Here is an 18,940-nt window from a genome sequence, read left to right as displayed (position 1 = left end):
ACATCAGTGGGCGGTGACAAAATACGTGAATCGGGTTACCACCGAAACTTTACTGTGTGTATAGAGGGAACAAAAATAGATAATCTGCTGAAGAAAAATAAAAGCACCCGTTCCTGAGACGGGTGCTTTTAGTAGTTAAAATTCCACTGCAAATCGTGGAGAATAAGTATTTCCAGATGGACGTGCAGAACTAATTTTTACTGTTGTAAATCCACGTATCTCGTCTCGCATTCGACACCAACCGAAGAATCGTGTTCCACCATCACGGAAAGAATATGGTTCAACCAATCTTTCCTGTCCTTCGTAGGTGATGTAAACCATTTCACGTTTAGCACCACAATCTTTTATTATTTGTACTACGCTCATCTTTTTCACCTCCAATCAGAAAGGGGATTAGGAAGTGTGGGTAAGATTATATCGATGAAAGTATCTCTTGATGATGAGCAAATAACCTGGACGCCACTGAATCGCCCACCACTGGATACTGCTGTAATAGTATTTTGTGAAGGCTGTAAGAAGAAACACCATCTGTTCCCTGTGTTTGACGAGGATACTAGTCAAATAGGATGGTGGTGGTGCTTTCTTCTAAACAAACCGTATCCAGTTGGAAAATGATGGGCTTCCTATTTTTACTTACGAAAAATTAGGTATAAAGTTTCGTTTTGAAAAGGAAAAAACTAAGGGGAGAATGAAGGGGAGAAGAGGGTTAGTCAAATAGTAACAGGAAATGCCCTCCTTTTGCCGAATGTTGTAAGGTGAGGGAGGTGAGAAAATGCTTGAGAAATTGATACAAGAAGGAGAGCATGTTCGTCAAACGTGCGCTCATGATGGAATGGTTGGCCAGTTTATGAATGGTGAGGATTATGAGAAATGGATTGCGAAATGCATTCTTTTTATGGAAAGAACATACCCTAAAGAGACGCTAACGCAAAGATTTCTTGATGCGAGTAAGAATGCTGTCGGACATAGTGTTAGTCACTATGATACGATGATTGGTATTTTAAAGGCTCTCCATGAATACGAAGGATAGTAGACTTGAAAAAGCACCTAGTGGGTGCTTTTTTCTTTTTGCAAAACAAACTCAATAGGTGGTGGTGATAATGTAGTGGCAAAGGCAAGAAGCCCTAACCGAGATCGAGCACTGCAAATATGGCTGGAATGTAACGGGGACATAAGTAATCGTGAGCTAGCTGAGAAATTGAATGAGAAGGAAAAGACGATTAGTAATTGGAAAAGCCGGGACCAGTGGAATGTAGTACTACAATCAGGTGAATGTAGTACTACAATAAAACGTGAGTCAAAAACTGGAGCGCCAAAAGGAAATAAGAACGCCGTTGGAAACAAGGGAGGGGCTGCGCCGATGCGCAATTCCAACGCTGTTACCCACGGCTTTTTTCGTAAGTTCTTCCCAGAAGAAACGTTGGAGATAATTGAGCAGCTTGAAACGCGCTCTCCGATAGACATACTTTGGGATAATATTGTGATTCAGTACACCGCTATTATCCGAGCGCAGAAGATTATGTACGTCCAAAGTAAAGACGAGATGATCAAGGAACTGAAAAAGCGAAAATTCGAGGTTGTAGACACCAGTACAAAAGACGAGAATTCATTCGAGCCAGTCGTAACAGAGGAGGAATACGAGTTTCAGTTTGCCTGGGACCGTCAAGCAACGTTCCTTAATGCTCAATCACGTGCCATGGTAACTCTACAATCTCTGATCCGACAATATGAGGATATGTGCAGCAAGGGGCTTGCGACAGAAGAGCAGCGGCTGCGAGTAGAAAAGCTGAAGCTAGAGGTTGGGAAACTGCAGTCGGGTGATGATGATCGACCAACAGAAGTGGTTGTAAAACGGTGGTCACAATGAAGGTAATCCATGTAGATCCCTTTGAGAGTTGGACGCCACATTGCAAGCAAGTCGAAGTCATGATGTGTGATGTACGAAACATCGTGATGAATTGCGGCCGGCGCGGCGGTAAAACAAATGTGGGTGCAAGAAAGTTTTTCGATAACGTCCTCTCAGACATAGAAAGAGGAAAGGGATTACCGTACAAGCCCCCACGCAACTTAAAAGTCATGAAGAAACCAAAACCTCGGCTGGAATACTGGTGTGTGTCACCTACTTACGCTATGTCCGAGATTCAGCAGGAAGAGTTGGCTGCGGTCATTCCAGAGGAAATGATCGAGAGTTGGGATGCATCTAAAAACCGTATCTGGCTTAAGGGTTGGGTGCTTATCCAGTTTAAATCTGCAGACAATCCGAAGACGCTTGTAGGTAAAGGGCTTGATGGTGTATGGCTTGATGAGGCTTCCAAAATGAAGGATCAGACTTGGAGTGGATATCTTTCTTATGCTCTCGCTGACAAAGGCGGCTGGAGTGTTTGGACGACCACGCCAGAGGGGATGAACTGGTTTTACCATGACATCGTGTTGAATGGGCAGCATACGCAGGCAGGTGGCCAATTGGACGAATATCGCAATGATCCAGAATGGCGAAATTTTTACTGGACGAGTAAGGATAATCCATTGCCTGAGTTGCAAAGGAATATTCAGCGCATGATTGAAACCATGCCGAAACGATATGTTGACCGGGAGATTTTCGCCCGGTTCGATGTGTTTTTTGGGCAGGTTTATGAGGAATTTGACCGATCAATACATGTTGTACCCCGCGCGTTTTGTGAGCAGAAGTTCAAAGATGGACATTTTGTTCATATTGAGGCGGGCAAGGACTGGGGCTTTACCAACCCCGGTGTTACTCTTGTCGGGGCAATGACTGCAAATGGTGAGTTGTGGATCGTGGATGCGATCTATAAGGCTCAGATGGAGATTCTTATTCCTGGTGATTCCAACTGCTGGGTGGCTCAAGACAAGGAGCTCATGAAGAAATGGAAGATCAAGGTATTTTGGTGTGACTCAGAGAACGCCAGCAACATTAAGACGTACCTGACCAATGGTTTGCCAGCCAAGGCAGCACAGAAGCACGTAAATGAAGGAATACGGGCTGTCTCCATTCTGTTCAAAGTGAAGAGTGACAACGGCAGGCCAAACATTTTCATTTCTGATCACTTGAAAGAAGTCATCCAAGAGTTGACCAACTATCGTTATCCAGAGGGAACTACTGGTGATAGTGCTGAGGTGCCTTTAAAAGAAAATGACCATGCAATGGATTCATTGCGGTACCTTGTTTGGAATAGTAAGGTATTCCGCCAGTTGTTAATTGGTCGTTTCAAAGTAATTCCTTGGAAAATTGCCGAAAAGGCTGGGTGAAGAGGGTGAAAAATCTTGCAAACAATGCTCCTAGAGCAGTTTTATGAAGAGAACAAAGCCAATAATTCATGGCGTTGGGTATCAGACCTGATAAAAAAGCATCAGACGAAGGACTACTCGCTTATGAGGAAGTATGTCGATGGAGACCAAGCCATTCTCCACAAACATGAAGAAAAGGGCAAACCGAATAACAAAATCGTCTTAAATTTTGCTCGAAAAATTATCGACTTCGGAACATCATACATTGCCAGTAATCCTATTCGCTATTCTTCCAATGAGGCAGGAGCAGACGTGGAAGAGTACGTTAAAAAGCTGCAAGCTGTCCTGATGGATAACGATGAAGAGAGCTTGTCTTACGATATTATCGAGGACGGTTCTATCGATGGAGAAGTATTCGAATACTACTACTTTGACGAGGATGGACAGATTTGCATTACTGAGTTCAAAGCAGACGAGTGTATCGCTGTGTATGACACAACGGTTAAAGCTAAGCTGATTGCGGTTATTCGGTACTATACGATGACGGATGTTAGCAGAAACACCAAAACTATGTTGGTTGAAGTATACGATGAAAACGAGATTACTTACCTCCGACAAGAAGGGACTGCATTTGTTCTAGATATGAGCAGGGAACAGAATCCCGTCTCGCATAACATCACTGTCCGCGTAAAGAACCAAGATGGTAAGTTTCAGCAGAAGCCCGTTGTCCCTTGGACGCACTACGTCAATCGGCGTCGGAAACATCAGCAAAACCGCGATGATGGGATGGTTGAGGGGATGGGCGATCTTTCAGACCTGAAGCAGCTTATGGACGCGATTAACAAGGCTGTCACTGGTAAGGTAGATGTGCAGGAATATTTCAAGAATCCGAAAGTCATTTTTGAAGATTTGGACCTGGATGATCTACTCCTGTATGACGCAGAAGGAGAACTCATCACGGATGTAGAGAAGAAAAAACAGTATCTCGCTAAGATGTGGTCAACCTCTCAAATCCTTGTAGGCAAAAAAGCCGTTCCGGTCACTTGGGACCTACAGGACACTCATGAGGAAAACACTATCAACCGATTGATCGAAACGATTCTTGACCAAACTGGAACACCTCACCTGCGACCTGACCAAGTGGGGACAGCTCCATCCGGAATTGCATTGAAGATCATCTTTTACCATGCCGACATTAAGGCGGGCATAAAGATGCGCCAGTATGGAAAAGGGTTTCGTAATCGAATTCGTATTCTTACTGGCATGCTGAATCGAAAATACAAAAAACAGTGGGATTATCAAGCTGTCGATGTGAAATTCAGTAAGAACATGCCAGTGAATGTGGTGGAAATGGTGGAGATCGTGACGAAACTGGTTGGTCAGTTGTCCCATGAGGAAAGGCTGGCGCTGCTGCCGTTTGTGGATGATCCGCGTGCATCTCGTGAAAAACTGCTTGAAGAACAAGACGAAGAGGCTGAACGCAGAATGAAGATACTCGACCCCGACGCATTGGAGGACAATGAGCCGACAGATGATGACGAGCCCCCTGACGATGAAAACAGTCCAGAAGGTGACGCTTCATGAGCAGAGAAGAACGGTACCAAGAAGAGCTAGAGGCACGGATCGCAAAGCATGGCAACAAAATAAAAAAGGCATTTACCAAAGCTAATAAAAAAATCGTGCAGGAAATAACTAGCCTCTATTCACGATACGCGGAAAGTGGCGAGAGCATTCAGTCCCTCATCCATAATGCAAATAGGCTTGAAGGCATTATGGGGGCTATCAACAACACTTTAGTAGCGCTAGGTTTAGAGGAAGAAACCCAATTAAGGATTGCTTGGGGAGAAGAGTACACAAACAGCATATTTCATCACTTATACTTCATCGAGGAAGAGCTGAAAATTGGGGTCAATATTCCTCAAATAAACGGTGGAATGGTGATGTCTGCGATTGAAACTCGTTGGACTGGAAGACCGTTTTCAAAGAGAATCCGTACAAGGGTTGATTTATTGTCAGCAGCAATGGAGGATGTGATAACTCAATCAGCTATCCAAGGGTGGGGCATCACACGGACAGCCAAAGAGATTACATTACGAACGGAAGAGAATTGGTCCAGTGCAGTTAGACTAGCTCGTACAGAATTAAACCGGGCTGCTGCCCAAGGGCAAACGATGGCCTATCAAGCAAATTCCGACATTGTGAGTGAAAAGGAATTTTGTGCCACGTTAGACAAGCGGACTTCTTCTGAGTGCCGCAAGCTGGACGGCAAAAGATATCCGCTTGATTATGATACAGCCGACAATCCAGGGCGTGAGGGTGAACGCATTCCTAATCACCCCAATTGCCGATCGTACTGGCGACCAGTAATGAAATCGAAGGTCTTGGAAAAGTTGGAACGCGAACGCTCTTACCGGATTGATCAGGAGAGAGGCTACACTTCAGCACGCACCTATAAAGAATGGGCAAAGGAAAAGGGACTGCCCGAGTAGCATCACGGAATCGTGGTGTTTTTTTATTGCCTGAAAGGAGGCGAGTTCGATGTGATCAAAATTCAAGCGTATCTGGACAACGGTGAAATGAAAATACATGCGGTGGGTCATGCCAATTATGCAGAGCATGGAAAGGACATTGTATGTGCTGGGGTTTCTACCATCATGCAAACCGCGTTGCTGGGGATTCAAGCAATAGCACAGCAATATCCTGAACATGTTTCACTTAAAATTCAAAACGAGGAAGGGGAAGGAACCAAATGAAAAAGCTCCAATCAAACTGGACCTTTAGGATGCAACGATTTAACGATGGTGGTGGTGCTGGTGACGGAGGGAATGGCGGTGGCCAAGGTGGACAGGCAGGGAATAACGGTGGTGGTACCGGGGCAGTTGCAGGCGCCAATGGGGGAGGTGGTCAAGCAGCTGCAGGTGGCGATAACGGAGGGGAAGGTAAACCTGCGGTAGCGTTTGGTTCTAGAGAGGAATACGATTCCGCACTACAAGGGGCAGTCAGTGATTTCCTCAAAGGCTTGGGCATTGAGAAAGCTGACGATCTGAAAGGGATTGTTGATTCCCATAAGCAAAAGCAAGAGGCTGAAAAAACTGCGGAACAAAAGCTGGCTGAGCGGGAAACCGACCTGAAAAACGCCAATGGCACCATCCAATCTCTCCGCATTGAAAATGCCTTCACCTTGGAGGCAATCAAACAAGGGGTCGACCCGGATAAACTGTCCGATGCCATACGTCTGGCTGATCTTTCTAAGGTCGAGGTGACGGATGCAGGCAAGGTTAAAAACATCGACAAACATGTTACTGAGTTAATCACTTCTAAACCATGGTTGAAGGCAGATGAAAAACCGCGGGGAACTACTCCTGGAGCAAAGCCACCAGCCAATCAAAAGTCTACCATTCCAAATATCTCAGACCTACGCAAATTGCAGCGCATCTAAAAGGGGGCAATCATTCATGAATAGCATGGCACTGGTAAAACAAGCACCACTTCATTTCGATTTGCAAAGATTCAATGAGGGAGTAACGTTCAGCAGCAGCCTTAGCGGATTGATTCCGGAAGAGACATCACAAGAGATCATCAAGGATGTAGTCCGCGGTTCGGCTATTTTGAAACTTTCCGAACTGGAACCAATGACAACAGCAACAAAAAAGATTCCAGTATTTCTAGATAAGCCTGGAGCTTACTGGGTAGGTGAGGGAGAACGTATCAAAACCTCGACAGCTTCCTGGACACAGGTTACATTGACCGCTAAGAAGCTGGCTGTCATCATTCCAATGACAAAGGAAGCGCTGGATCGCTCACGAATCGATGTGTTTGAAGAACTGAAGCCGTACATTGTTGAAGCATTCCATACTAAATTGGATGCAGCTACGATCATGGGGACGGAGTCTCCGTTTACTTCTAACATCTTGGGGGCAGCTATCAATGTGGGGAACTGCTTTACTCGCGGTTCTGTCGCGGGTCAGAATCTGGCCGATGATGTAAACAGTGTCATGGCACTGATTGAAGCCGATGACCAAGAGCCACGAGCGTTCGTTGGGCATACCGGATTAAAGACATCCTTGCGCGGATTGAAAAATAGCCAAGGTGATCCTCTTTACCTTTCATCTGTACGTGAAGGAGTAGCTGAAGATTCACTGTATTCGCTGCCGATTGAGTACAGCAGAAATGGTGCTTGGGACAAAACAAAAGCTGACCTGATTGCTGGTGACTTCAAAAAGGCCAAGACAGGCATTCTTAAAAATATTGAGTATGAAATCTTGCGTGAGGCGACTCTTCACTCCATTACTGGAGCAGATGGGAAGCCTCTTTCTCTTGCTGAGCAAGACATGGTTGCATTGAAGGCTACGTTCCAAGTTGCGTTCCTTGTAATCAAAGAAGGGGCATTTGCTGTCCTACGTCCTACCGGATTTGTACCAACACCTTAATTATTGAAAGGAGCTATCATTCATGAAAAAAACAAATGATCTACTGACAATCACTGGTGGTAAGGACAAGAAAAAAATAAAAGTGACGCGGAAAGCATTTGAAGTCGTGTACGAACCATTGGGATATAAGCTGGAAGATGACCCTGCGGCAGATGAAGAGACACTGGTGAATACCGATGGCAATTCTGACAAGTAATGAGCTGATCGGTTTTTATGCTGAATTTGCTTCGTGGGAACTATGTCGTCTTGATCCAGTCATTCTACGGGCGAATGTTTATGTGGAGGGACAGGTGAACATACCAAATCCTGTCCCTGATGAATTAAAGCTGGCTGTCGCTATGGTGATTAAAGACATGGCCCAAGATCGACGATTGAGCAGTACCAAGCAAGGGGATTATCAGGAGACGTTTTCCTATGTGAGCAATGATCCAAAAGTCGAAGGTATCCTCAAAAAATATAGCAAGAACAGGGGGCAGAAGCTGTGGATGATCTAACCGAATACAAGCGGCTTCTGTGCCACTCTTTTACCCTTCTGGATGTCGGGGGGGAACCTGACCCTTTCACTGGGGGAGAAGACCGCTCAGAATGGCTTCCTGTTGTTCGAAAAGTGCCTTGCAGGGTGTCCGGTTCCCCCGGTCGCATTCAGCAGCTTACAGGGCGACAGGCTACGCATCAGGACTTTCTCATGCACACCTTGTATGCAGATTTGAAAGCAGGCATGCGGCTCAAGATTGAGCAACCTGAATTTGCTGGCAACCTGTATAAAGTCAGTCTCCCTTATCCTGTTTATGGAGCTGAAAGCTTGCATCACTATGAAGTCTTACTCACCATGATCGATCCTGCTACGGGAGAGGAACCTGAAATTTGATGGCACGGGTCAACAAAAAAGATTTAGAAAAATTGTATCTCCACTTAAAAAAACGAAGTAAAACCGAAGTTAAGGCAGCAATGGAAAACGTGTCTCGGAAAGCTGGCTTTCAGGTGTTGCGGGGTGCTCAAGATCGCGTCCCAGTTGATCAGGGACTATTGAGATCGTCATTGTCCGTGGGTGATCAAAACAACATGTTTAACTTGGCGTTACAAGGTAGTCGTGTGGAAATCACTGTCGGTAGCAACCTGGAATATGCTCGATATGTTGAAGAAGGGTACACCCAAAAAGCTGGTCAATTCATACCAGGTTACTGGAGAAAAGGAATTTTCAAATATGATCCAGCAGCCTATAAAAAATATCTTTCTGAAAAGAGCGCGGGGAATAATCCAAATTTGTTTGACTTCGGAATGGTTTTGACTGGAAAACGTATTCCCGGAGTACACTATCTATCCAGATCAAGAGTAGAAGTAGACTCAATCATAAATGAATTGGTGAATGAGGAACTGACTGAATTAGCAAGGAGGCTGTTTCCAGATGGGTGATGATGTGCTGTCTGTACGACACTGGCTATTTTCTTTGACAGGTATCCAAACAGAGAACCTTTCTGTACCCAAGGACTTTAAACGGCCCATGTGGTTTGTTGAAGAGCCATTTCGTATTTCGGAACCACGGCGTGCTGATGCCTACCGAGAGAAAGGGACGATGAATTTTGTTCTGATGGCAAAGGATATAGACCAACTTACGAGGTTATCTTTGGCTGTCAGGCAAGACCTTGCGGATCGGAGCTGGATTCTTCCACTCTACAGCCCGGACAAGAAGCAAGTGGGATACCTGCGAGAGTGTCGTTTGACCATGAGCAAGCCTGATAACCTAGATCGATCATTTGAGCTGAAATACACTGTTTATATCCCTTATACTCCGGTGGTTTACGACCCGTTAGAAGTGATTCATAGCAGTTACGATGAATCATTGAGGAAAGGAGGTAAGCCTCATGTCTCGCAAACAGGAGCAAGAAAAACCAACTTATAAAAAAGAGCAAATCTTGAAGGTAGCAGAGCAAAAGTTCGGGTTAAACCGAGCCGAAGCCATTGCTACCTTTTTTGATGCACCAGACGAAATGACGGTCGATCAGGCAGAGGAATTCGTGAAGAAATTCAAGGAAAGGACGGTGAAGTAAATGGCCGGACAATATCAGTTGGGAGAAAACAAGGTCTTATCCGGTGTCTACTCCTTTTTGAAGTCATTCATCAAAGAGCAAACGACAATCGGCAATCGTGGAAAGCTTGCATTACCAATCGTCGCGGATTGGGGCCCAATCGGGGAATTTGTAACAGTCCGATCCAAGGTTTCCGCAGAGAAAATCTTCGGAGTCACAGAAGCGTTTCATTTAATTTGGGCAGCTAACCCTCATCCAACAGAAGTCTTGCTCTACCGCGTGGCAGGGGATAAAGCGGCCGTCGCAAGTGTGACTTTGAAGAGTGCTGCAACCGAAGTTCTACTTGTGGAAGCCAAGTACAAAGGCGAGGCAGGCAACAATTTGAAAGTCGTGGTGCAGCCAAGCTTGTTGGATGCTACCAAAACAGAGTTGTTGATCTATCGGGGAGCGGAGCTGGTGGACAGTCGGGCAGCGAAAACGGTGGATGCGCTGGTTCAGGCTTTCAGTGATAGCGAGTTTGTTGTCTTAAAAAAGATAGCTGATACGCTTCCCGAAGCCACAGCAGGTGTAAACCTGACTGGAGGTAACAGTGGAACCAGTGTGGAGGCAATAAAATACACGGCATATCAAAATGCGCTTGCGACTCAGAAAGGCAAGTACGGTGTATTTACTCTTGGAATTGCTGATCCTGCCCTAAATGCGGCAGCAGAAGACTGGACTAAACAGCAAAATGCGCTAGGTAATTTCATCAAGTTTGTTTTCGGCGGCGATGAAACAAGGGATAAAAATAAGCAAACCATCATGAAGGCGTCTACAGATGTGAACCACATGGCTGTGGTCAATGTAGGAAGTGGAGCACGTTGGAAAGGCAACACCTATGCGAGTTCAAAAGTGGCCATTTACATTGCGTCCCTGATGGCTTCTCTGCCTCTTAATTACACGATGGCATTGTACATTACCCCGTTCGAATCCTTAACGCATGAGTGGGACCCAGATACGGACTTAATCGAAATGGTGCAAGCTGGTGTACTTATGCTGAACATGGACAATCGGCAGGTTATCATTCAGGAGCCTGTAAATACCCTGACTATTCCGGGGCCTGATCAGTCAAAAGATTATGGGAAAATTCGGGTGGCTGACACTTTCCACACCATTCTCCATGCAGAAGAGGAGGCAGGCAAGGAGTGGATTCGTCAACAGCCAAACAGCAACAGCCCTGCCCGCCGCGCTGCCTTTTGCCAGATGATGAAGCAAGAGGTTTTCAGGCCCCTTGCCACGCTGGAAGTGATCGCGAATGATTATGAGTTTATCGAAGACCCGGATTATCACGGGGAGGACCCGATTTACACGCCTGCTCGTAATGCAGGCCATTTCATTGCTGGCTTCCGCCATCAAGATGCGCTCGAAAAAATTTATATCTACAACAAATCGAAGTGAGGTGATACAGCATGAAAGAAACGTATTCCGGTACTCATGGGCATTTTTACGACCAGAATGGAAGGGAACTCCCCGAGTGTATTGGCTTCGAGCTCACTGAGGAATTTGAGAAGGGAGAAAGTAAGAGGGCTGGGAAGCTTCGGAAAAGACATCGTGTGCTGGCATCATCTGTTAGCATGACAGCTACATTTGAGCGTACATCGGATATCCAGCAACTCATCATGGAAATCGCATCAAACCCCGCAAAGAAAGTGAATTTCATTGGGGAACTCGACGACAAAGTTGCTGGTAAGTATCGAGTTGCAGTGACTGGCTTTTGCCCTGACTCACTGTCATTAGCAAAATGGAGCCACGGTGAACTAGATGAAGATACATCCCTGGAAGGTACAGTTGACGACTATGAGTTTATTTAAAAAAACTAAGGCTTATCCCAAGGAGGAATTTTGAATGAGTCAGTTTTTGACGATGGAAGACTTTTTGAGCATGAATACTGATGAAGTTGTAAAAGACGTATGGGATTGGAAAAAGAAGGGCGTCAAACTGCCGATCCGATCGGTTTCCGGTGAAGTTTATTTCAGAGCACGCAAGGCAGCGTTGAAAGTCTCTATATCCGGTAAGAAGAGTAAAGCGGAGCGGAAAGTTGAATTTGATGACTTGCGTTTGAAAGCGGAAATCATCATTGCAGGTATCGACACCGATCGTACAGATTTCCGCATCGATTCTCAACAAGTGCTTGCGAAGTTCGGTAAGATTGCTGCTGTTGATGTAGTCCCTTGCCTTTTCAGCCCGAATGAAATTGATGCACTTCATGAGGCCATCTCTAAGATCAGCGATTTCACGGATGATGAGGAGGCTGAGGAAGAGGTAAAAAACTCATAAAAGAGAGTCCTGAGTTGGCTCTCTTTTCTTATATCTGGCAGGAAAAAAACAAGCTGCCATCTGAAATTCTCAGCTTACCAGAACGGGAAAAACAATTTGTTTTGATATCGACTGCGATGGAGATCGAAAGAAAAGCGCAAGAGGCCAAGAAATTAGCGCAGCCTAAAGGAAAACGCGGAAGAGGAAGGAGGAGATAGCAAATGGCAGCGACAACAACTCTTGCATTTGAAGACAAGATAAGTCGGCAACTCACTTCTCTCCTGCGTTTGCTCGGCAAAACCCTAGATGCTTTCGATGATGTGGAAGATGCCGCAAGTGATGTGGAAGATGCGATTGAAAACATGGATGACGGCGCAATCAGGGAAATGGAACGTGCCTTGGATGACGCTTATGAGCAAGCAACAAGACTATCCCGGGAACTTTCTGATGTAGATCAAGAAGCCAGTTCCGTTGATGGTAAAGGGGCTTCAAGGCTGGAAAGAGCCCTCCGTGAAGCTGCAAAAGCTGGTGATGAAGCAGCAGCATCACTTGAGCATGTAGATGCCGTAGCAGGACACCTTGAGGAAATTGGCGGGCTGGCAACAGCGGGGGGTGCGATCGTTACAGCAGGATTGTCTACGGCTGCTATTGCCGCACATGACATGGATCAAGCTCTTGGTATTCTTCAGGCGAATGTAGGTGCTACTGATGCTGAGATGTCAAGCCTGTCAGAAAGCGCCAAAGGGGTATTCGCATCAGGTTTGGTAGAAACACCAATGGAAGCAGCAGAGGCCTACGGACGGCTCCGGCAATTACTTGAGGGGACAGATGAACAGATTGGAGAAGTGGCCGAAGGAGCTCTGGCCCTTGAAAAGGCTTCTTTCGGTAATCTCGATCAAGCAAGCATTGCAAAAGCTTTGGATGTGATGCAAGGGCAATGGGCTACTGACCCAATTAAAGGATTGAACATGATTACAGCTGCTTACCAACGAGTGGGTGACAAGGCAGATGATTTGCTCGATACAATCTGGGAATACTCACCACAATTCGCGGAGGCAGGTATCAGTGCTGAAAAAATGATGGGGATGTTCGTTGCAGGAGCTGAAAAGGCATTTAATTTTGACAAGCTGGGAGATGCGTTCAAAGAGTCGTTCGGTATTCGATTGAACAAAGCGCTGGATGAGAAAGCCTTGGGCGCTCTTGAAGGTATTTTCGGTGAGGATAAACTGTTCAAAATGCTCGATCAGATTAAAGCCGGTGGAAAAGAAGCAGAAAATGCGATCATGACGATTACAGCAGGGATTGCTTCTATCAAGGATCAGAAGTTACAAGATGACGTCTTGGGAAACGTCTTTGGAACTCAGTATGAAGATGTTGGACGGAAGGCTTTAATGTCCATGCTTAATGCTGGTCCACTTGAAGATTTTGCAGGAAAAACAACTGAAATAGTTGGCCAAGTTTCGAATGAATGGCAAGCGATGGCAAACGAAATGAAGCTAGCAATTGATCCGATAGGTGACTCCGTATTAGAAGTGGCAAAACCAATTGTTGGTCTTCTTGCGAAAATTGCAAAGGGGATTGGGTCATTTACAAAAGAGCATCCGTTCATCACGAAGGTGGCAGTTTCATTTTTGATGGTAATGGCTGCCCTAGCTTTATTGGTGGGACCATTAATCTTTTTGGCTGGAATATGGATGCCTGTATCAGCAGGCTTTGCAGCAATGTCAGGTGCGATGGCTGGATTTGGCATAGCGTCGATAAGTGCTTTGTGGCCCATTCTTCTTGTAATAGCTGCGATAATAGCTTTAATAGCAATTGGCTGGTGGCTCTACGAAAATTGGGATATGGTCAGTGCTTATCTAGTAGCAGGCTGGGAATGGGTTAAAAATGCGGGGATAGCAGTTTGGGATGGAATTACAGCATATTTCAAAATGCAATTTGAATTCTGGAAAGGTCTGTTCACAGCATTTATTCAGTTCCTCACAGGTGACTGGTCGGGGGCTTGGGAGACAATAAAGGAAACTTTTTTCAACGCCTTTACTACGATCGACGGCTGGTTTGATGGGTGGATAAGTGGCTTGTTTGATAGCGGCAAAAAAATCATACTGACAATCGTTGACGGGATCTTATCTGTTAAGGACGAAGTAGCAAATGCTATTGCCAGTGCATTAGAATGGGCTGATCAATTCTTACCACATTCTGATGCTGAGCTGGGTCCTTTTTCTCGCCTTACAGATAGTGGGATGGCTATTCCTGAGACTATGGCAATGGGTGTTGAAGCGTCAAGTGACTCATTAGTTTCAGCTTTGGATGGTACTTTTAGTCAGGTTCCAAGTTATACACCTTCTATAGCAAGTGGAACTCAGGCACAGTATACAAGTCCAAGTGGGCAGCCAACTTCTTTTTATATAGACTTCCGTCCCACTATTCAATTGACTGGGCAATCAACAATAGAGAATTCTGAGGAAGAATTAGAGAGCTTATGTGAGAAGATGGCTGATTTGCTTGCAGAAAAAATCGGACACGTATTAGCTGGTACAGGTTCTATCGTGCTTGAATAAGAGGAAATATATTCTCATACCGAAGCTTTCACGTGTTATAATCTTCCATATACAACAGAAGCGGCTCCTCAAGGGTGGTCGGCTCATCTCCCATGTCGGAAACGGGGGGAGGTGACGCCTGTGACAGTGTTCCAAGCATTGACGTTGATGATTTCATTCGCAATGCTCGTGGTAGCGATCCTGTCTTTCCCCAAAAAGAAATAGACCTCCCTTGGGTCCAAATCCGGAGAGGTCTATCTCTAGTTAATCCTTGAGCCGCCCCCATGTAGGGAACGTCTGTTGTATAGGCCGTAGGTGCTGGAACACCTGCGGTCATTTTTAGTGTAATCCAGTTATATAACTTATATTACTGGATTTTTTCCATTACAGCAATTGTCAATCAAGAATAGGCGTTTCCACTTAAAAAGCCTAGGAGATTAATAAAGTAGAAGCACACTCAAACGGGTGTGCTTTTTATGTTGAGAGGAGAGATATAGAAACAAGTGAAATACAAGCACCTTGAGTTCTGGTTAGCCTGGAACAATAACGTTGAAAAGCTTCGTCTTCCTGTCATTCCACCCAAAATAGCAGTAAAGATCGGGCACAGCTACATCGATATTGAACTTGTCGCCATAGGAGAGGCGACTATCATCGGAGAGCCAACCTTGGAAGAGTATTCTTTTTCTACCTTTTGGCCTAAAACATATGATCCGGGACTGTGCGATTATGATGGTTTTCCATCCCCAGAGGAGTTCGTGGAAACCATGAAACGTTGGAAAAACTCAGGGTATCCAATTCGTTTTACCGTCACAGGTAGCGAAATCAATGCTGCTGTTACCATACGTGATTTTTCCTATGAATGGGACGGGTTTGACGTGGATTTTAAACTGGTGCTAAAAGAGTATCGATTCGTGACCGTGGAGTCCGCCGATGTTAATATCCAGTTCCAAACGACAGGCAAAGGAAAGCGTCCAGATACACGAAAAGCCAAGGTATCCGCGACCAAGAAAAAAGGCGAAAAAGAATCGTTGGTTGATAAGTACAATTCGCGACGATAAAGCAGAGCGGGAGGGGGAGACGGGTGCTACCAAAACATCATTACGAAGTTCGATTTCAAAAGCCAGGCAGTAAGGCATTTCGCCTTCCCTTTTCAGAGGCAACATGGTCCGGAAGCCGTCAGGAGGCAAAACGAACCCTAGCAGTTAAGACAAATAATGGACGTGATCGATTCTGGCCTGATGTCAACGTGGAAGAAGGCGACCTGATGGAGTTGATTTCCTACTATTCGGGGTCTCCACATTCTCTGTTTACTGGTATGGTTGTGGATTTGGGGAAGACGGCAAAGGGAGATGTTAATCTGGTTGCCTATGACTTCGGCTTTTATTTACTCAATAACGATGTAGCCGTGGTGTTTACAGGCGGAGCTGCCGATCAACTTTTAAGTCAGATTTTTGCACAGCATGGTATTCCCGTAGGTGGTATCGGAGCGATGCCCCCCGTGGAAAAGCAGGTTATACGCGGGAAAAGCGTATGGGATGCAGTAGTGGATGTACTCAACCAAGTGTACCGCGCCACTGGCATTCGTTACTGGTGTTGGATTGAGCAGGGGAAGGTATACGTGGGAACGCAACGGGGACAATCAATACAGTGGAAGATACAACAGGGAAGGAACTTGTTGAATGCGGAGCGCAAGCGATCAATCGCTGATATGCGAACAGTTGTAAGGGTGATCGGGAGCGACACGGATTACCTCTCAGTACTTCATGACGAAGTAGACGCTGCCAAAGCCAACCGGTATGGTCATCTGGTAAAAGTGATACAAATACAGGACGAGGATCGAGGTAATGAGATCGCTGTTGCCAAGCAAGAGTTACAGAATCTAAGCCGGGTCAAGGTGCAGGCGTCTGTTACATCTTTGGGAATTGATGACGTTATTGCCGGGACAAAGATTCAGGTGTATGAAGAGATCACCAAGCTTAACGGTGTGTTTACTGTTTTTGGTGATAGTCATACGATACGGCCTGGTTATCACGAAATGAAACTGGATTTACAGATGGAGGTGAACGGAAGGTGAATGGTTTTCAAAAGCTTGCGCATGTACTTGGTGCCAATCAAAACCAAGGAGCTGGTGGGGCAGATCCACCCCCTAAAGACGTACGGATTGAGTTGGCAACCGTTATTAAGCCTCCACCCGATCTGAAAATCTTGATAGATGGCATGACAGAACCAATCGGGAAGGAGTTTATTACCGTCTTAGAACATTTGACGAGACATACACGAGTTGTCACGATTACCCATCAAGAAAAAGCAGAGCGTGATCTGGGGGACATGAAGAAGGAAGATTATTTAGATACGGATGACTTGGCTGCGCCGTTTACCTCGTTTAAGCATAACTATGTGCTATTGCAATTTGAGGACGTTTTGAAGTTAAACGATAAAGTACATGTGATATCAGTAGGTTCTGCCTACTACATCATAGATCGGGTGAAGCGGCCATGAGTATTTTTCCAATCTTTCCGGTGGAAGATGAGACTCCCGAACATGAGCGGCGCCCCATCCCAAATGTTCTTAGGACATATAAGTATGACTTTGAAGCTGGGCAGTTTGTAGTACGACCTGATGGAAAGTCAGTCATGATTGTGGGTGAAGAGGCCTTGCTACAAAACGCGACAAAGGCTCTTCTTACAGATCGCTATACTTTCGATATTTACTCATCTGATTATGGTCATGAGTTGAAAGCGTTGATCAGAAGTGATGGAACGAGGGAGTGGAAGCAAGCGGAGGCTAAGCGTTTGGTTCGCGAAGCTTTGGAGTATTTGTTCGGGATAGAACGTTGTGAAAAATTTTCATTTGAGTGGGTAGGTAACATATTGAAAATATTCTTCTTGATGGTTACTGAGGAAGGGGTGCTGGAGATGGTGATCGATGTCTGAAATTGATCTAAGCTTCCTGGAAGGTTCGAGTTTCGGAGAGATATTATATGAGATGCTTCTCACTGTTCCCGAAGACTTGGACAGAAGTGAAGGCTCGATTATATACGATGCTCTGGCTCCGATTGCAAAAGCACTTTTTAAACATCAAACGGAACGAGGCAAGATCATCGAACAAGCTTTTGCTGTAACGGCAACAAGAAAGTACCTTGAATTAATGGCCATCGATTACGGGTTAGCGATGGATAAAAACGAACCAACAGAGGACTTGCGTAATCGGGTATTGCGGCATAAACGTAATCCTGAGCGTGGTGGAGCGTTATCCGACTATGAACGCTGGGCACACTCCATACCAGGCGTAAACTACGTGAGAGGTCTTAATCTGATACGAGGGATCGGCACTGTTGACTTGGTAGTCGGTGGTACGATCCCTAATTTATTGGAGACGGTTCAGGAAGTAATTGATCGTAAAAAGACTCCGGGTCTTGATGTAATTGTTCGTCTCGTTAGTAGACAGACTGTGCCCATTGAGGTTGCTGTAACAGGTCTGGACAAAGAAAAAGCCCGACAAGCCATTTTGACCTACACCAGTTCCATTGGGGTAGGGGGGACCTTATTTCTCGCTCAGATTTTTGCCGCGTTGGTTGGTGCTGGTGCTACAGATGCGAAGATACTGTTGCCAACATCTAGCGTCACGCTTAGAGCAGATGCACAGATTGATCCGGTGGTGACGATCATATGAGCGTTGAGCAAGTAAATGCGCTGATGGCTGAATTGCCGGGCTACTACAAAAAAAGCCGGCACATGCGTGCAATTATGGATGCAGTGTCGGACTACCTGCCAGTGGATAGCGACATCTGGAAGGCATTTTTCCTTCATCTCATGTACGAGCCCTCATTGGAACTTTGGAGACGCGAGTTGGACGCTGCAGATGATGAGGATTTGCTGGCAAAGCTTAGAGCCAATGGCAGGATGACGGTTGAATCCATTCTGGCACAAGGATTTGGTTTACAAGAGTCTTATCGACTTATGCCGGAAGCAGGCTTGGAACTCTCTGAATTCGGAGTTATGGCGGATGGTTGGGAGTTTGCGCCGTTAACTTCTGTCATCTATACCACCCCAGAGACTCTTTCAGTAGCACGTGGCATCGTCAAGTTGATGGGGATGGCTGGTTTTCGTTATTTGTTTTCAGTTGCTCTGGCTCATAAAGTCGAGTACGAACGCGGATCAGCGAGTAATAGCATAGCGAGGCATAGAGATATTCATATCGTTGATCGTTGGGATGATTTATTGAGCGGTAAGGAAAAAATGACGACTCACTCGTTGCAGCAGCATTCGCTTCATAAAACGAACCATGACCGCAGGAGCTGGTGGTCACCAAATGTTTTTTTTACAGACGAGCTGACATTTGCTGATGAGGTATTCCGCGTGCAGCAATCAAAGGTTACGAAAACGACTTAGGGGGTGTAGCA

The 18,940-nt window shown here is 45.6% G+C and carries 26 protein-coding genes; 25 read left to right on the top strand and 1 reads right to left on the bottom strand.

Annotated features, from left to right (window positions below; translation table 11 throughout):
- Positions 1-135 precede the first annotated feature (135 nt).
- A complete protein-coding gene (locus HP398_RS05220) occupies positions 136-366 on the bottom strand; it encodes a WYL domain-containing protein (RefSeq protein WP_173622052.1) in 231 nt (76 codons plus the stop codon).
- 406 nt (positions 367-772) lie between these two features.
- Here HP398_RS05220 and HP398_RS05215 point away from each other — a divergent pair, with 406 nt between their 5' ends.
- The 25 genes from HP398_RS05215 (at position 773) to HP398_RS05100 (ending at position 18,929) form a co-directional block, all read left to right on the top strand.
- Complete coding sequence (locus HP398_RS05215; RefSeq protein ID WP_173622051.1) at positions 773-1,030, top strand: hypothetical protein; 258 nt, start codon at positions 773-775, stop codon at positions 1,028-1,030.
- 24 nt (positions 1,031-1,054) lie between these two features.
- The gene (gene terS / locus HP398_RS05210; RefSeq protein WP_371736714.1) at positions 1,055-1,867 is read left to right on the top strand and encodes a phage terminase small subunit; all 813 of its coding nucleotides are present in this window, start codon (positions 1,055-1,057) and stop codon (positions 1,865-1,867) included.
- Positions 1,864-3,267, top strand: a complete 1,404-nt coding sequence (locus tag HP398_RS05205; protein WP_173622049.1) for a terminase large subunit domain-containing protein — start codon at positions 1,864-1,866, stop codon at positions 3,265-3,267. The genes terS and HP398_RS05205 overlap by 4 nt, the downstream gene beginning before the upstream one ends.
- 24 nt (positions 3,268-3,291) lie before the next feature.
- Complete coding sequence (locus HP398_RS05200; protein ID WP_254475938.1) at positions 3,292-4,830, top strand: phage portal protein; 1,539 nt, start codon at positions 3,292-3,294, stop codon at positions 4,828-4,830.
- A complete protein-coding gene (locus HP398_RS05195) occupies positions 4,827-5,735 on the top strand; it encodes a minor capsid protein (protein WP_173622047.1) in 909 nt (302 codons plus the stop codon). Before HP398_RS05200 ends, HP398_RS05195 begins: the two co-directional genes overlap by 4 nt.
- A 51-nt stretch (positions 5,736-5,786) precedes the next feature.
- Positions 5,787-5,999: a ribosomal-processing cysteine protease Prp gene (locus HP398_RS05190; RefSeq protein WP_173622046.1), complete on the top strand. Its 213-nt coding sequence runs from the start codon at positions 5,787-5,789 to the stop codon at positions 5,997-5,999.
- 29 nt (positions 6,000-6,028) lie between these two features.
- Positions 6,029-6,685, top strand: coding sequence for a hypothetical protein (locus HP398_RS05185; protein ID WP_254475883.1), 657 nt, complete (start codon positions 6,029-6,031; stop codon positions 6,683-6,685).
- A gap of 16 nt (positions 6,686-6,701) precedes the next feature.
- Positions 6,702-7,676, top strand: coding sequence for a phage major capsid protein (locus tag HP398_RS05180; RefSeq protein WP_173622044.1), 975 nt, complete (start codon positions 6,702-6,704; stop codon positions 7,674-7,676).
- A gap of 22 nt (positions 7,677-7,698) precedes the next feature.
- Complete coding sequence (locus HP398_RS05175; RefSeq protein WP_173622043.1) at positions 7,699-7,872, top strand: hypothetical protein; 174 nt, start codon at positions 7,699-7,701, stop codon at positions 7,870-7,872.
- Complete coding sequence (locus HP398_RS05170; protein WP_173622042.1) at positions 7,853-8,170, top strand: DNA-packaging protein; 318 nt, start codon at positions 7,853-7,855, stop codon at positions 8,168-8,170. The genes HP398_RS05175 and HP398_RS05170 overlap by 20 nt, the downstream gene beginning before the upstream one ends.
- Positions 8,158-8,544, top strand: coding sequence for a hypothetical protein (locus HP398_RS05165; RefSeq protein WP_173622041.1), 387 nt, complete (start codon positions 8,158-8,160; stop codon positions 8,542-8,544). Before HP398_RS05170 ends, HP398_RS05165 begins: the two co-directional genes overlap by 13 nt.
- Positions 8,544-9,089 (top strand): HK97 gp10 family phage protein, encoded by a 546-nt coding sequence (locus HP398_RS05160; protein WP_173622040.1) that lies wholly within the window; start codon positions 8,544-8,546, stop codon positions 9,087-9,089. The genes HP398_RS05165 and HP398_RS05160 overlap by 1 nt, the downstream gene beginning before the upstream one ends.
- Positions 9,082-9,576, top strand: a complete 495-nt coding sequence (locus HP398_RS05155; RefSeq protein ID WP_173622039.1) for a hypothetical protein — start codon at positions 9,082-9,084, stop codon at positions 9,574-9,576. The genes HP398_RS05160 and HP398_RS05155 overlap by 8 nt, the downstream gene beginning before the upstream one ends.
- Entirely contained in the window at positions 9,539-9,724 is a 186-nt protein-coding gene (locus tag HP398_RS05150; protein ID WP_173622038.1) for a YqzN/YkzM domain-containing protein, read from the top strand. Before HP398_RS05155 ends, HP398_RS05150 begins: the two co-directional genes overlap by 38 nt.
- The gene (locus tag HP398_RS05145; protein ID WP_173622037.1) at positions 9,725-11,140 is read left to right on the top strand and encodes a phage tail sheath N-terminal beta-sandwich domain-containing protein; all 1,416 of its coding nucleotides are present in this window, start codon (positions 9,725-9,727) and stop codon (positions 11,138-11,140) included.
- Positions 11,141-11,151: 11 nt separating this feature from the next.
- The gene (locus HP398_RS05140; RefSeq protein WP_173622036.1) at positions 11,152-11,553 is read left to right on the top strand and encodes a phage tail tube protein; all 402 of its coding nucleotides are present in this window, start codon (positions 11,152-11,154) and stop codon (positions 11,551-11,553) included.
- A gap of 34 nt (positions 11,554-11,587) precedes the next feature.
- Positions 11,588-12,019, top strand: coding sequence for a phage tail assembly chaperone (locus tag HP398_RS05135; RefSeq protein WP_173622035.1), 432 nt, complete (start codon positions 11,588-11,590; stop codon positions 12,017-12,019).
- Between the two features lie 200 nt (positions 12,020-12,219).
- Entirely contained in the window at positions 12,220-14,559 is a 2,340-nt protein-coding gene (locus HP398_RS05130; protein WP_173622034.1) for a phage tail tape measure protein, read from the top strand.
- 111 nt (positions 14,560-14,670) lie between these two features.
- The gene (locus tag HP398_RS31335) at positions 14,671-14,763 is read left to right on the top strand and encodes a putative holin-like toxin (RefSeq protein ID WP_221629570.1); all 93 of its coding nucleotides are present in this window, start codon (positions 14,671-14,673) and stop codon (positions 14,761-14,763) included.
- A 278-nt stretch (positions 14,764-15,041) separates the two neighbouring features.
- Positions 15,042-15,596 carry a hypothetical protein gene (locus tag HP398_RS05125; RefSeq protein ID WP_173622033.1) on the top strand — a complete coding sequence of 185 codons (555 nt, stop codon included), beginning with the start codon at positions 15,042-15,044 and terminating at the stop codon, positions 15,594-15,596.
- 23 nt (positions 15,597-15,619) lie between these two features.
- Complete coding sequence (locus HP398_RS05120) at positions 15,620-16,612, top strand: XkdQ/YqbQ family protein (RefSeq protein WP_173622032.1); 993 nt, start codon at positions 15,620-15,622, stop codon at positions 16,610-16,612.
- The gene (locus HP398_RS05115) at positions 16,609-17,037 is read left to right on the top strand and encodes a DUF2577 domain-containing protein (RefSeq protein ID WP_173622031.1); all 429 of its coding nucleotides are present in this window, start codon (positions 16,609-16,611) and stop codon (positions 17,035-17,037) included. The genes HP398_RS05120 and HP398_RS05115 overlap by 4 nt, the downstream gene beginning before the upstream one ends.
- Positions 17,034-17,471 carry a DUF2634 domain-containing protein gene (locus HP398_RS05110; protein ID WP_173622030.1) on the top strand — a complete coding sequence of 146 codons (438 nt, stop codon included), beginning with the start codon at positions 17,034-17,036 and terminating at the stop codon, positions 17,469-17,471. The genes HP398_RS05115 and HP398_RS05110 overlap by 4 nt, the downstream gene beginning before the upstream one ends.
- Positions 17,464-18,210 (top strand): baseplate J/gp47 family protein, encoded by a 747-nt coding sequence (locus HP398_RS05105; protein ID WP_173622029.1) that lies wholly within the window; start codon positions 17,464-17,466, stop codon positions 18,208-18,210. Before HP398_RS05110 ends, HP398_RS05105 begins: the two co-directional genes overlap by 8 nt.
- The gene (locus HP398_RS05100) at positions 18,207-18,929 is read left to right on the top strand and encodes a hypothetical protein (RefSeq protein WP_173622028.1); all 723 of its coding nucleotides are present in this window, start codon (positions 18,207-18,209) and stop codon (positions 18,927-18,929) included. Before HP398_RS05105 ends, HP398_RS05100 begins: the two co-directional genes overlap by 4 nt.
- The last annotated feature ends 11 nt before the right edge of the window (positions 18,930-18,940 follow it).

Source organism: Brevibacillus sp. HB1.4B, assembly GCF_013284285.1.
In the GTDB taxonomy this organism is placed as follows: Bacteria; Bacillota; Bacilli; order Brevibacillales; family Brevibacillaceae; genus Brevibacillus; species Brevibacillus porteri.
Note: the sequence above shows the minus strand (reverse complement) of the source record. Positions and strands in the feature narration are given on the sequence as shown.

Excerpts from the sequence above, each read along its gene's own strand:
- HP398_RS05220 (WP_173622052.1), bottom strand. The coding sequence starts at position 366 with ATGAGCGTAGTACAAATAATAAAAGATTGTGGTGCTAAACGTGAAATG.
- HP398_RS05215 (WP_173622051.1), top strand. The coding sequence starts at position 773 with ATGCTTGAGAAATTGATACAAGAAGGAGAGCATGTTCGTCAAACGTGC.
- HP398_RS05205 (WP_173622049.1), top strand. The coding sequence starts at position 1,864 with ATGAAGGTAATCCATGTAGATCCCTTTGAGAGTTGGACGCCACATTGC.
- HP398_RS05200 (WP_254475938.1), top strand. The coding sequence starts at position 3,292 with ATGCTCCTAGAGCAGTTTTATGAAGAGAACAAAGCCAATAATTCATGG.
- HP398_RS05195 (WP_173622047.1), top strand. The coding sequence starts at position 4,827 with ATGAGCAGAGAAGAACGGTACCAAGAAGAGCTAGAGGCACGGATCGCA.
- HP398_RS05185 (WP_254475883.1), top strand. The coding sequence starts at position 6,029 with ATGCAACGATTTAACGATGGTGGTGGTGCTGGTGACGGAGGGAATGGC.
- HP398_RS05180 (WP_173622044.1), top strand. The coding sequence starts at position 6,702 with ATGAATAGCATGGCACTGGTAAAACAAGCACCACTTCATTTCGATTTG.
- HP398_RS05175 (WP_173622043.1), top strand. The coding sequence starts at position 7,699 with ATGAAAAAAACAAATGATCTACTGACAATCACTGGTGGTAAGGACAAG.
- HP398_RS05170 (WP_173622042.1), top strand. The coding sequence starts at position 7,853 with ATGGCAATTCTGACAAGTAATGAGCTGATCGGTTTTTATGCTGAATTT.
- HP398_RS05160 (WP_173622040.1), top strand. The coding sequence starts at position 8,544 with ATGGCACGGGTCAACAAAAAAGATTTAGAAAAATTGTATCTCCACTTA.
- HP398_RS05155 (WP_173622039.1), top strand. The coding sequence starts at position 9,082 with ATGGGTGATGATGTGCTGTCTGTACGACACTGGCTATTTTCTTTGACA.
- HP398_RS05150 (WP_173622038.1), top strand. The coding sequence starts at position 9,539 with ATGTCTCGCAAACAGGAGCAAGAAAAACCAACTTATAAAAAAGAGCAA.
- HP398_RS05145 (WP_173622037.1), top strand. The coding sequence starts at position 9,725 with ATGGCCGGACAATATCAGTTGGGAGAAAACAAGGTCTTATCCGGTGTC.
- HP398_RS05140 (WP_173622036.1), top strand. The coding sequence starts at position 11,152 with ATGAAAGAAACGTATTCCGGTACTCATGGGCATTTTTACGACCAGAAT.
- HP398_RS05135 (WP_173622035.1), top strand. The coding sequence starts at position 11,588 with ATGAGTCAGTTTTTGACGATGGAAGACTTTTTGAGCATGAATACTGAT.
- HP398_RS05130 (WP_173622034.1), top strand. The coding sequence starts at position 12,220 with ATGGCAGCGACAACAACTCTTGCATTTGAAGACAAGATAAGTCGGCAA.
- HP398_RS05110 (WP_173622030.1), top strand. The coding sequence starts at position 17,034 with ATGAGTATTTTTCCAATCTTTCCGGTGGAAGATGAGACTCCCGAACAT.
- HP398_RS05105 (WP_173622029.1), top strand. The coding sequence starts at position 17,464 with ATGTCTGAAATTGATCTAAGCTTCCTGGAAGGTTCGAGTTTCGGAGAG.
- HP398_RS05100 (WP_173622028.1), top strand. The coding sequence starts at position 18,207 with ATGAGCGTTGAGCAAGTAAATGCGCTGATGGCTGAATTGCCGGGCTAC.